The sequence below is a fragment of the Castellaniella defragrans 65Phen genome, from assembly GCF_000612685.1.
GTDB classification, from domain to species: domain Bacteria; phylum Pseudomonadota; class Gammaproteobacteria; order Burkholderiales; family Burkholderiaceae_B; genus Castellaniella; species Castellaniella defragrans.
On sequence record NZ_HG916765.1, the window covers coordinates 3344010 to 3356521 of the forward strand.

General features: G+C 70.2%; 11 protein-coding genes. All 11 read right to left on the reverse strand.

Annotated elements, in window-relative coordinates; translation table 11 throughout:
* Window positions 1-6: 6 nt before the first annotated feature.
* A complete protein-coding gene (locus BN940_RS14865) occupies window positions 7-777 on the reverse strand; it encodes an SDR family NAD(P)-dependent oxidoreductase (RefSeq protein ID WP_043684235.1) in 771 nt (256 codons plus the stop codon).
* Entirely contained in the window at window positions 778-3186 is a 2409-nt protein-coding gene (locus BN940_RS14870; protein WP_084330718.1) for a bifunctional salicylyl-CoA 5-hydroxylase/oxidoreductase, read from the reverse strand.
* Window positions 3187-3356: 170 nt separating this feature from the next.
* Complete coding sequence (locus BN940_RS14875; protein WP_043687586.1) at window positions 3357-3872, reverse strand: flavin reductase; 516 nt, start codon at window positions 3870-3872, stop codon at window positions 3357-3359.
* A 153-nt stretch (window positions 3873-4025) separates the two neighbouring features.
* Complete coding sequence (locus tag BN940_RS14880) at window positions 4026-4769, reverse strand: SDR family NAD(P)-dependent oxidoreductase (protein ID WP_198408322.1); 744 nt, start codon at window positions 4767-4769, stop codon at window positions 4026-4028.
* 56 nt (window positions 4770-4825) lie between these two features.
* Entirely contained in the window at window positions 4826-5182 is a 357-nt protein-coding gene (locus tag BN940_RS14885; protein WP_043684240.1) for a hypothetical protein, read from the reverse strand.
* Between the two features lie 36 nt (window positions 5183-5218).
* Entirely contained in the window at window positions 5219-6379 is a 1161-nt protein-coding gene (locus BN940_RS14890; RefSeq protein ID WP_043684242.1) for an acyl-CoA dehydrogenase family protein, read from the reverse strand.
* Window positions 6380-6655: 276 nt separating this feature from the next.
* Window positions 6656-7237 carry a MarR family winged helix-turn-helix transcriptional regulator gene (locus tag BN940_RS14895; RefSeq protein ID WP_242404208.1) on the reverse strand — a complete coding sequence of 194 codons (582 nt, stop codon included), beginning with the start codon at window positions 7235-7237 and terminating at the stop codon, window positions 6656-6658.
* 102 nt (window positions 7238-7339) lie between these two features.
* On the reverse strand, window positions 7340-8932 hold the full coding sequence (locus BN940_RS14900; protein WP_043684244.1) for an ATP-dependent acyl-CoA ligase: 1593 nt from the start codon (window positions 8930-8932) through the stop codon (window positions 7340-7342).
* Window positions 8919-9665: an ABC transporter ATP-binding protein gene (locus BN940_RS14905; RefSeq protein WP_043684246.1), complete on the reverse strand. Its 747-nt coding sequence runs from the start codon at window positions 9663-9665 to the stop codon at window positions 8919-8921. The genes BN940_RS14900 and BN940_RS14905 overlap by 14 nt, the downstream gene beginning before the upstream one ends.
* The gene (locus BN940_RS14910) at window positions 9662-11443 is read right to left on the reverse strand and encodes a branched-chain amino acid ABC transporter ATP-binding protein/permease (protein ID WP_043684248.1); all 1782 of its coding nucleotides are present in this window, start codon (window positions 11441-11443) and stop codon (window positions 9662-9664) included. Before BN940_RS14910 ends, BN940_RS14905 begins: the two co-directional genes overlap by 4 nt.
* Window positions 11440-12495, reverse strand: a complete 1056-nt coding sequence (locus BN940_RS14915; RefSeq protein ID WP_043684250.1) for a branched-chain amino acid ABC transporter permease — start codon at window positions 12493-12495, stop codon at window positions 11440-11442. Before BN940_RS14915 ends, BN940_RS14910 begins: the two co-directional genes overlap by 4 nt.
* Window positions 12496-12512: the final 17 nt, after the last annotated feature.

The following is a 12512-nucleotide window of genomic DNA, read 5'->3' on the forward strand; positions in this document are numbered from 1 at the left end:
ATCGGGCTACATGACCTCGCCGCCGCAGACGGGAAGCGACAGTCCGGTGACCGCGCCGGCCCCCTCGCCGCACAGCCACGCCACGGCATCGGCCACTTCCTCGGGCGCCACCAGGCGGCCCTGCGGATTGGTCTTGACGAACTCGGCGCGCACGTCCTGCGGATCGCGGCCGGTCTTCGCCACCACGCGCGCGATGCCCTCGCGCACGATGTCGGTATCGGTGTAGCCGGGGCAGACCGCATTCACGGTGACGCCCCGGGCCGCCAGTTCCAGGGCGAGCGCGCGCGTCAGGCCGATCACGCCGTGCTTGGCGGCGCAATAGGCCGACACGTAGGCGTAGCCCGCCAGCCCGGCCGTGCTCGCCACGTTGACGATGCGGCCCCAGCCGGCTTCCAGCATGCCGGGCAGGACGGCCTGCGTGCAGATCATCACCCCGGTCAGGTTCACCGCCAGCATGCGCTGCCACAGCTCGGCGCCGGTCTTCAGGAAGGGCGCGCTTTCCGCCTGGCCGGCGTTGTTCACCAGCGCCTGCACCGGGCCGAAGCGCGCCTGGGCGTCGGCCAGCGCGCGGGCGACCTGCTGCGCGTCGGCCACGTCGGCGGTCACGGCGTGCAGGCGCCCGGGATCGCGCGCCGCCAGGGCACGGACCGGTTCGGGGCTGCGCCCCAGCACCGTCACGCGCCAGCCGTCGGCCGCCAGCCGCAGGGCGACGGCCGCCCCGATGCCGCGGCCGCCGCCGGTGACCAGGACATGGCGCCCGAGCGTCTCCGCGCTCATTCAGACGCTCCCCGCCGCGACGGCCGGCTCGTGCAGGGCGCCCCCCGCCGGAGCGGCCGGCTGGTGGATGGCGCTCGCCGCCACGGCGGCCGCCTGCGCGGCCTTTTCCCGCGCGAAATTGCTTTCCATCTGCTGCTTGGCCGTGCGGTACTGCCGGGGCCATTGGACGCCGATGTAGCCGATCTTGGCGGCCTCGGTCAGGGTCCAGGCCGGATTGGCCAGGTGCGGGCGCGCCACCGCGCACAGGTCCGCGCGGCCGGCGGCCAGGATGCTGTTGACGTGGTCGGCCTCGCTGATCGCGCCCACCGCGATCGTGGGAATGCCCGCCTCCTGGCGGATCCGGTCGGCGAAGGGCGTCTGGAACATGCGCCCGTAGACCGGCTTTTCCCGCTTGCTCACCTGCCCCGAGGACACGTCGATCATGTCCGCGCCGGCCGCCTTGAAGGCGCGGGCGACTTCCACCGCGTCGGCGGGCGTGATGCCGCCCTCGACCCAGTCGTGCGCGGAGATGCGCACCGACATCGGCTTGTGCTGCGGCCAGACCGCGCGCACCGCCTCGAACACCTCCAGCGGATAGCGCAGCCGGTTGGCGAGCGGACCGCCGTACTCGTCCGTGCGCTGGTTGGTCAGCGGCGAGATGAAGGACGACAGCAGGTAGCCGTGGGCGCAGTGCAGCTCCAGCCAGTCGGCGCCCGCCTCGTCGGCGGCGCGCGCCGAGGCCACGAACTGCGCCTTGACCGCGTCCATGTCCTCCCGCGTCATGGCCCGCGAGACCTGGCTCACGCCTTCCAGGTACTGCTGCGGCGAGGCCGAGATCAGGGGCCAGTTGCCCTCCGGCAGCGGCTGGTCGATGCCGTCCCAGGCCCGGCGCGTGGACGCCTTGGCGCCGGCGTGGCCGATCTGGATGCCGAACCTGGCGTCGGTGTGTTCGTGGATCCAGTCGGCGATGCGCTTGAACCCCGCCGTGTGCTCGGGCTTGTACAGCCCGGGGCAGCCGGGGGTGATGCGGCCTTCGGCGCTCACGCAGGTCATCTCGGCGAACACCAGGCCGGCGCCGCCCTGCGCGCGCGCGCCCAGGTGCACCAGGTGATAGTCGCCCACCGTGCCGTCCACCGCCGAGTACTGGGCCATGGGCGAGACCACGACGCGGTTCTTGAGCGTCAGGCCGCGCACCGTCCAGGGGGTGAACATGGGCGGCGTGGCGCGGCCGGCCGGCGCGGGCGCGCGGGCGCGCTCGGCGAACCAGCGCTCGTAGCCCTCCAGCCATTCCTTGTCGCGCAGACGCAGGTTTTCATGGCTGATGCGCTGGCTGCGCGTCAGCATGGAATACATGAGCTGCTCGGGCTCGAACTGGTCGCAATAGCGCTCGCCGCAGACCTCGAACCATTCCATCGCGTTCCAGGCCGCGTTCTGCAGGCGCAGGGTCTCGATGCGGCGCGCTTCCTGGTAGGCGGCCAGCACCTCGGGAATGTGCGCCGCGTCGTCGCCCAGCAGCTGGAACTGGCGCGTGAGCTCGATGGCGTCCTCGATCGCCAGCTTGGTGCCCGAGCCGATGGCGAAGTGCGCCGTGTGCACCGCGTCGCCCATCAGCACGACGTGGCTGCCGTGCGCGTTCTTCAGCCACCACTGTCCGCACACCACGCGCTGGAAGTTCAGCCACGCGGCCCCGCGCAGGTGGCGCGCGTTGGTCATCAGCTTCGCGCCTTCCAGGTTGCCCTCGTCGAACAGTTTTTCGCAGAAGGCGATCGACTGCTGCTGGTCGGCCTTGTCCAGGCCGTGCGCCAGCCAGACGTGCTCGGGGCACTCGACGATGAAGGTGGTGGTCTTCTCGTCGAACTTGTAGATGTGCGCCTGGAACCAGCCGTGCTCGGTCTTGCGGAAGTCGAAGGTGAAGGCGTCGTAGAGCTTGTTCGTGCCCAGCCAGATGTAGCGGTTCGGCCGCGTGACGATGTCCGGCTGGAAGGTGTCGGCGTACTTGCCCCGGATCTTGGAGAAGATGCCGTCGCTGGCGATGATCAGGTCCGCGTCCGGATAGTCCTCGTCGGAGTCCACCTCGGTCTCGAAGACCAGCTCCACGCCCAGTTGCTCGCAGCGCGCCTGCAGGATGTTCAGCAGCTTCTTGCGGCCGATGCCCACGAAGCCGTGGCCGCCCGAGCGGATGGTGCGGCCCTTGAAGCGCAGTTCGATGTCGTCCCAGTGGTTGAAGGCCTCCTGGATCTCGTCGGCCGTCTCGCGGTCCCACTGCCGCATGTTGTCCATGGTGGCGTCGGAGAACACCACCCCCCAGCCGAACGTGTCGTAGGGCCGGTTGCGCTCGACCACGACGATCTCGTGCCGCGCGTCCAGCTTCTTCATGAGCAGGGCCAGATACAGACCAGCCGGCCCGCCACCGATGCAAACGATCTTCATCTCATGTCTCCTGGTATCTCGGGTTTAATTTATTTGTATTTAATTTACTTGTAAAGTAAATACCTGTCAATCGTCCTGCCGATCGTCCTGCCGATCCGGAACCCGGCCGGCGCACGGGGCCGCACCGCGCGGCGGACCGCGCCTCGAGCGCGCCTCGGTCGGGCCGCGCATCAATTCTTCCTGGCCGGCGGGACCGGCGGCTCGCCGAAGCCCACCGGATGGTAGTCGCGGTTGAAATACACCAGCCCGCCCTGCGCCTCGCCGCGCCGGATGTCCTGCACCTCGCAGAGGAAGATGCTGTGCGAGCCGACCACGCTGGTGTTCTTGATGCGGCAGTCGAAGCTGACCACGGCGCCGTCGATCAGCGGGCTGCCGGTGGCGAGCCGGCTCCACTGGACGCGGGCGAAGCGGTCCTCCATCTGGACGTTGCGGTCCGCGAACAGCGCCGGCGCTTCCTTGTTCGCCGCGCCCAGCACGTTGACGCACAGCACGTTGTTGCCCTCGAAGAACCGGTGCGCGAAGGACGAGCGGTTCATGCAGACCAGCAGCGTGGGCGGCTGGTCCGTGACGCTGCACACCGCGGTCGCGGTGAAGCCGGCCAGGCCGCTGGGGCCGTCGGTGGTGATGATGTTGACCGCGCCGGCCAGCAGGGCCATCGCGTTGCGGAATGCGTCTGCATCTGCCATGGTGCTCTCCTGATCGTCCATCTCGCACGTCCAGCGCCAGGCGATCGGCTCTGGCGTGGGTGCCGCAATCCGAAATTCGTTCACGTTCATGATCCGCTCCTTCGGGGATTCGATTGCGCGGGCCGCCCCGCATCCGTCCGCGCCGCGCGGCGGCTAGCGCATGAAAAGTCCGCCATTGACGTCCCAGTTGGCGCCGTTGACGAAGCCGGCGTCCTCCGAGGCGAGCCGCACCACCAGGTCGGCGACGAACTGGGGGTCGCCCAGGCGCCGCACGGGGATGCCCTGCACGATCTGCTCCAGCTTCTCCGGCGGGACGAGCGCATGCACCGAGGGCAGGTCCATCGGGCCGGGCGAGATGGCGTTGGCCGTGACGCCGCGCGGGCCCAGCTCGCGCGCGAAGATCTTGGTGAGCGTGATGATCGCGCCTTTCGAGCAGGCATAGTGCGCGCCGGTGGCCGTGCCGCCGTTCTGGCCGGCCAGCGAGCCCATGTTGATCAGCCGCCCGTAGCCGGCCTCGGCCATGTGGGCGCCCATGACCTGGCAGCCGAACAGCGTGCCGCGCAGGTTGGTGGCCAGCACCGCGTCGAATTCCTCGGGGCCGATCTCCATCACGGGCGTGGCCTTGGTCATGGCGGCGTTGTTGACCAGGACCTGCAGACCGCCCCAGCGCTGCAGGACGGCGGCCAGCGCCGCCTCGAAGTCTTCCTTGCGCGTCACGTCCAGGCGCAGGGGCAGCACGCCTTCGCCGCGGGCGTCGATCTGCGCCGCCGCCCGCTGCGCCATATCCAGCCGGTGGTCCGTGACGGCCACCTGGAATCCCGCCGAGTGCAGGCGCCCGGCGATGGCGAGCCCCAGGCCCTGGCCGGCGCCGGTCACGAGTGCGATCCGATCCATGATGTCTCTCCTGAGAGGGCCGGGTCCCGGCGCCCGCCGCGGGGGCGCCGGGGCCGGCGTCAATCGATGACCAGCTCGCGCCCGACGCGGGCTTCGACGCGCATGTACTTCCACAGCTTGTACGTGCCGTCGCCCACCGGAGTGGCGCGGAACAGGTTGCAGGCCTCGACCACGGTCTCGAAGTCGGGTACGTCGGCCAGCACGTAGGTGGTCCAGGGAAACTGGACCGACGGGCCGACCATGATCCGGTCGTCGTCCAGATTGCCCAGCACGCGCACGCCGGGCAGGTCCCGGATGCCGCGCATCATGGCCAGGAAGGCCACCCAGACATCCTTCATGTCTGCGGCGGTGCCGTCCATGAAATTCTGATTGACGCCGATGCAGAACAGCACGCGCAGGGGTTTCTTGTCTTCCATGTCATCCTCCTGGTATGGAATCGGGACGGGCCACGCTCAAAGATAGCCCGGCAGGGGCGCCAGGCCGAAGCGCATGGCACCCGCGTTCTGGTAGGTGATGTCGCCCATGAAGGCGTGCTGGGTCACCATCTGGGCGTCGCGCACCTGCTGGGCCAGCGGGCTGGCCTCGTAGACGCCGGTCATGCCGCTGAGCATCTGGGCGCGGCGGGCCACGTCGGCCCCGACCCGCGCGGCATGCGTGGCCGACAGGCGCAGCATGCTGACCAGGTGGTCCTCGGGCCTGCCGCCGGCCACCAGCACCCGCCAGATGTCGTCGATGGCCTCGTAGAACCAGCTGCGCGCCGCGCGCAGCTCGGCCTCGATCCGGGCGACCTCCAGCTGCACGTAGACGCGCTCGCCCAGGTTGGGCGCCCCGGTGACGGACTTGCGGCCGCCGGCCATCTGCAGGACTTCGTCGATCGCCGCGCGGCCGATGCCCAGCGCGACCACGGCCAGGACCTGCGCCGCGAAGGCCAGCGCCGGATAGCGGTACAGCGGCGTGTCCAGGGACGAGGCGCCGCCCCGCACGAAAGTCCAGTCCTGCGCCACCACGACGCCGTCGGCCACGAGATCGTTGCTGCCGGTGGCCTTCAGGCCCATGACGTCCCAGTTCTGCTCGATGCGGATCTGGTCGCGGCGCATGACGGCCATGCGCGGCAGCGCGGCCCCGCCTTCGGCGGGCGGGATGATGCCCACGCCGACCACGTCCGCCCCCATGCTGCCGCTGGAGAAATGCCAGCGCCCGGAGACCTTGTACCCGCCCTCGACGGCCTGGACCGGCTGCGGCGGGAAGATCCCGCCGGCGAAGACCTGGTCCACGCCGCCCTCGGCGTACAGCCGCTCCAGCGTGGGGACCGGCAGGGCCGACAGGTAGATCGGGCCGATGGCGAAGCTGGCGACCCAGCCCGTCGAGCCGTCCGCCTGGGAAATCCGCTCGATCAGGCGGCAGAACTCGGCGGGCGAGCATTCGTCTCCGCCGAAGCGCCGCGCAACCAGCGAACGGTAGACGCCCATGGCCTTGAACCGGTCGATGATGTCCTGCGGCACGTAGCCCAGGGCCTCGAATTCCCGCCGGCGCTCATGGACGTCGCGCAGGAGCTGGTCCAGCTCGGCGCCGTGCGCGCGCACGCCCGCGGGCAGGGAAAGAATGTCGCTCATCGTCTTGTCTCCATCTGTCGGTGGCGGTTTCGCAGGGCGGCCCGGCGGCCCGGACCGCGCATCGCACCGCGGATGCGCCCTGCGAAATTACTTCCGATTTCAATTGATTTTTGAATTAAATGCCCGAAAAAACGGCCCCGGAAAGTGCTTGCGTACGTGCCGGGGCGGTGCTGCTCCTTGCCGCTTGTTTCTACTGCTCTAAATCAATCCAAAATCATATATTTAGTTATGATGCTATTGAATGCGACGGAACGCATCAATAGGGACTATCCCGAATCAGGCGCTCGTCTTGCTCCCGCGCCGCCGGGGCGGGCTCGCCGCGGCCTCGGTCTCGACCTCGGCCTGGCGGTTCGCCAGCAGGACCCGCAAATGGCCCAGGTGTTCGTACAGGGCGTCGCGGCTTTCCACCGGCAGGCCCTTGAACATCCCGACCAGCCAGCGCTCGTGCTCGGCGGCCATGACCGCGAACTCGGCGCGCCCCTTGTCGGTCAGCGTCACGCGCCAGGAACGGCGATCCTCGGGATTGACGATGCGGCGCACCAGCCCTTCCTTGACGAGCTGGTCGGTCAGCCCCGTCACGTTGCCGCCGGTCACCATCAGGTAGCGCGACAGCACGTTCATGCGCAGGCCGTCCGGGTGACGGTCGAGCTGGGCCAGGTAGTCGAAGCGCGGCAGGCTGGTGGCGAAGCGCACGCGCAGCAGCTGGCGGATCTGGTGCTCGATCTGCGTGCTGCAGGCGAGCAGCCGCAGCCAGATCTTGGTTTCCATGTGATCGTCGATCTGCGCGCGCGCCTCCAGGCCGATGTGGTCATCGCCCAGGGACTGCACCAGTCGGAAATGTTTGGCATGAGCGGTCACGCGCATCCCCTCCTTTCGATCGAATTGCCGGCCATGTCGGGCTCCGTCATCTTGCGCCGGGGGAGCCGTGCCGCCCCCCGGGCCTGGAACAATCATCCGCGCTCAAGCCCGCTGCCTGCGCGGCGCCTGGGGACGTTCCCAGGTGGCCGCGGTGACGCCGCGTTCGCGCAACTTGTACTTCTGGATCTTGCCGTTCTCGGTGCGCGGCAGGTCTTCCAGCACGTCGATGTAGCGCGGCACCGCGAAATGCGGCAGCCGGGACTCGCACCAGACCGCCAGTTCCGGCAGGTCCAGGACCTGGCCGGGACGCGCGACCAGCGCGGCCATGACCTCGTCCTCGGCCAGTTCGGAGCCGACGGGATAGACGGCGGCGGCCGCCACGGCCGGATGACTCAGCAGCACTTGTTCGACCTCGAAAGACGAGATATTTTCCCCTCTTCGGCGGATTGCGTCCTTGATCCGGTCGACGAAACGGAACGCTCCGTCGGTTTCGCGCAGCACCCGGTCGCCGGTATGGAACCAGAGGTTGCGCCAGGCCTCGACCGTCTTCTCGGGCATGTTGAAGTATCCCGAGGCGAAGGCATAGGGCTCCTGCGCACGCACCAGCAGTTCGCCGGCCTGGCCGACCGGCACTTCCACGTCGTCCTCGTCGGCCACGCGCGCCTCGAAGCCCGGCAGGACCCACCCCATCACCCCGCGCCGCGGCGAATCCGGCGCGGTGCCGATCACGAAATTCGTTTCCGTCGAGCCATAGCCTTCGAGCAGCTGCACGCCGGTGCGCGCGCGGAACGTCTCGCCCGCTTCGGCGGGCACGCCCGGCCCCAGCCCGATGCGCACGCGATGCGCCCGCTCCGCCGGCGCCGACGGCTGCGCCAGCAGGATCGGCACCATGGCGCCGAGCAAGTATACGACGGTCGCGCCGCAGGCGGCCATCGAAGTCCAGAAGCCCGAAGCCGAGAATTTCGGCTCGAACACCACCTCGCAGCCGGCCAGCGCCGCCTGCGCGTAGGTGTTGAGGGCATTGATGTGGAACAGCGGCAGCGTGGTGCACAGGACGTCGTCCTGCGTCACGCCCAGGACGCGCAGGGTGTTGACGCCCCACCAGTAGTACTGCGCATGCGGGCAGAGCACCCCCTTGGACGGTCCCGTGGTGCCGGAAGTGTAGAGGATCGCCAGGGTGTCGCCCGGCCCCACCGCCTCGGCCTCCAGCGCCGGCCCGCCCGGCGGCCACGGCGCCGCCGGCACCTCGCCGATCGCCCCCGCCGCGCCGGCGCCGTCCAGCACCCAGATCTGCCGCAGAGAAGTCTTGCCCAGGTCGGCCGTCGCCAGCCGGTCCAGGTACTGCGCCTCGATCACCAGCAGCCGGGCCTGGCTGTTGGCCAGAAAATATTCGATCTGCGGCCCGCGGGACGCGGTGTTGACCGGCACGGCGACCGCGCCCGACCAGCCGCAGCCGAGGAAGGCCTCCAGGAATTCCTCGCGGTTGGCGCTCATGATCGCCACGCGGTCGCCCCGGCCCACGCCGGCCGCGCGCAGCGCGCCTGCCCGCCGCGCCGCGATCGGCGCCGCATCCGCGTGCGTCCAGCGGGCCGCGCCCAGCTTCAGGGCCGGCCGCCCGGCGAACAGCGCCGCCTGGCGCAGCAGCATCCGCGGCACGGTCCGCTGTGCGGGCGGCAGTCCTTCATGCATCGTCATCGGTGCCTCCTCCAAGATAAGTGGCCCGCACGCGCGCATCCTCGGCGAGCGCCGCGGAATCGCCCGACAGGGCGATCTCGCCGGTTTCCAGCACGTAGCCGAAATCGGAGCTCTCCAGCGCGGCGCGGGCGTTCTGCTCGACCAGCAGGATCGACACGCCGTCCTCGCGCAAGGCGCGCACGATGGACAGGATCTCCCGCACGATGAGCGGCGCGAGCCCCAGGCTGGGCTCGTCGAGCATCAGCAGGCGCGGCGCCGACATCAGCGCGCGCCCGACCGCCAGCATCTGGCGCTCGCCGCCGGACAAGGTGTCCGCCCGCTGCGAGCGCCGCTCGGCCAGCCGCGGAAAGCGCGCGTACACCGAATCCAGGCGGCCGCGCAGGGCCTGCGGCCGCAGCCGGCGCGAATACGCGCCCAGGCGCAGATTGTCCAGCACCGAGAGCTCGCCGAACAGCTCGCGCGTCTCGGGCACGAGGCACAGGCCGCGCTCCACGCGCGACTCGACGTCCAGGCCGGCCAGGTCCTCGCCCTCGAAGCGCAGCGTGCCGCGCGAGGGCAGCAGGCCCATCACCGCCGACAGCAGCGTCGTCTTGCCCGCGCCGTTGGGCCCGATGACCGAGACGATCTGGCCCGGCTGCAGGGCGATCGAAACCCCGCGCACCGCCTCGACGCGCCCATACGCGACCCGCAGGTCCCCCACTTCCAGCATCGGCGTCCCCGTCGTCGCGCTCATACCGTCCCCCCGAGATAGGCGGCCTGCACCCGCTCGTCGGCGCGCACGGCCGACGGCACGCCTTCCACCAGCTTGGAGCCGAAGTTCATCACCACCAGCCGGTCCACCAGATTCATCACGAAATCCATGTCGTGCTCCACGATCAGGATGGTCATGCCTTCCTCGCGCAGCTTGCGCAGCAGGTCGCCCAGGGCGAGTTTTTCCTGGCGCCGCAGGCCCGCGGCCGGCTCGTCCAGCACCAGCAGGACGGGATCGGAGGCCAGGGCGCGCGCGATCTCCAGGATGCGCTGGGTGCCCAGCGGCAGGCTGCCGGCCATTTCATGGGCGCGGTCGCCCAGGCCGATCCGGTCGAGCTGGCGCCGCGCCTCGTACAGGATGCGGCGCTCTTCCTCGCGGTCCAGGCGTAGGCCGGCGCGCAGCATGCTGGGCCGCGTCCTGGCATGGACGCCCAGCGCGACGTTGTCCAGCAGGCTCATGTGCGGGCGCAGCTTGACGTGCTGGAAGGTGCGCCCCAGGCCCAGGCGGGCGATTTCCAGCTGCAGCATGCCGGACACGTCGCGCCCCAGGAACCGCACCCGCCCGGAGGTCATGGGAATCGTGCCGGTGAGCAGGTTGAACATGGTGGACTTGCCGGCGCCGTTGGGCCCGATCAGCCCCAGGATCTCGCCCGCGTTCAGCTCGAAGCTGACGTCGTTGACCGCGACCAGGCCGCCGAAGCGCTTGACCGCGCCCTGCACCGACAGGATCGGCGTCCCGCGGGCCGGCATGGCGCGATTGGGCAGCGGCCGGGCCGGCGCCACGGGCGCCGCGGCCGGACGGCCCGCGCCATGGCGCCGCCGCCAGCGGCGCACGTAGGCCATCAGGCCGCCGCGGGCGAAGTGCAGCAGCGCGATGAACAGGGCCGAGAACACGATGGAATCGAGCTGGCCGGAGCGCTGCGTGAGCCACGGCAGCACATCCTGCAGGACGTTCTTGAGGGCCAGCACCAGGCCCGAGCCCAGCAGGGCGCCGGCCAGGCTGCCCAGGCCGCCGGCCACCGCCATCAGCAGGTATTCGATGCTGGCGTGCACGCTGAACGGCGAGGGGCTGACGAAGCGGTTCATGTGCGCGTACAGCCAGCCCGCCAGGCCCGCCAGCAGCGCCGCCGTGACGAACAGGGACAGCCGCAGCCGGTAGGCGTCCGCGCCGACGCTGGCGAGCAGCGTCGCGCCGCCGCGCAGGCCGCGGATGGCGCGCCCCGGGCGGGAGTCGAGCAGGTTGCGGCTGAACAGGAACGCCAGGCCCACCACCGTCCAGACGAGGTAGTACATGGCCTGCGGCTCCATCAGCGACCAGCCGCCGATCGTCACGGGCGGGATGCCCGACAGGCCGGTATGCCGGCCCAGGGCATCGAGATTGCCGAACAGCATGGAGATCGACAGGCCCCAGGCGATGGTGGACAGGGCCAGGAAGTGCCCGCCCAGGCGCAGGGTCAGCATGCCGATGGCCAGGGCGGACAGCCCCGTGAGCGCCAGCGCGAAGATCAGGCCCAGCCAGGGCGACATCCCCTGCGCGGTCGTCAGCCAGGCGCTGGCATAGGCGGCGATGCCGACGAACGCCGCCTGGCCGAAGGAGGTCGCGCCGCCCACGCCGGTCAGCAGCACCAGCCCGAGGGCGACCAGGGCGCCGATGCCGATCTCGTTGAGCAGCGAGACGGTGAAGGTGCCCGCGAACAGCGGCGCGAGGATGAGGGCGGCGATCAGCACCGCCACGAGGATCCTGGGTGCGAACGGTTTCATTGATCGATCTCCTCGGCTTCTTCCTCGTGGTGGCGTGCCAGGTAGGAGCGCGCCATCAGCACGGGAATCAGCAGGCTGAACACGATCGCGTCCTTGAGCGCGCCGCTCCAGAAAGACGCGAAGCTCTCGAACAGGCCGACGGCCAGGGCGCCCAGGGCCGTGGCCGGATAGCTCGCCAGCCCGCCGATGATGGCGGCCACGAAGGCCTTCAGGCCGATGAGGAAGCCCGAGTCGTAGTACATGGTGGTGACGGGCGCGATCAGGATGCCGATGAACCCCGCCAGCAGGGACGAATAGCCGTAGGCCAGCATGGCGGTGCGGGCGGGACGGATCCCCACCAGCCGCGCGCCCACGCGGTTGATCGCCGTGGCGCGCAGCGCCTTGCCCATCGCGGTCCGCTCGAAGGCGAGGAAGAACAGGCCGCTGAGCACGATCGCCGTGCCCACCATGAGGATCACCTGGCCGCCGACCTCGACCCCGTCGCCCAGCGCCAGCGAACCCAGCGCCAGGGGTGCCGTGCGCGTGCCCTCGGGACCGAAGAACAGCAGGCCCAGGCCCGAGAGCAGGAAGCTCAGGGCGAGCGACACGATCAGCAGCACCAGCACGGAGGCGTCGGCGATGGGCTGGAACACCACGCGCGCCAGCAGCGGCGCCATCGGCACCACCAGCAGCACCGAGGCGACCACCTGGACGGGCGCTGGCGCCCCGAAGCGCGCGGCCGTCCAGGCGATCAGGCAGGGCAGCAGGGGCAGCGCGCCCCACAGCAGCAGCGCGCGGGGAATGCGGCGCCCCTCGCCCTTGCGCGCCAGGCTGCCGACTTCCGTCAGCAGCGCCGCCGCGGCCAGGAAAGCCACCAGGCCGATGGTCGGCGGCACCTGGCCCGCCTCGAAGGCCGCCAGACTCAGGGCGGAGAAGGCCGCGATGTCCCCGAACGGCACGAACACGACGCGCGTGACCGAAAAGACCAGCACCAGCCCCAGCCCCGCGAGCAGGTAGATGGCGCCGTTGGCCAGGCCGTCGATGCCCAGGATGAGGGCGATATCCCATGTCATGATGTCAAATCCCTTCG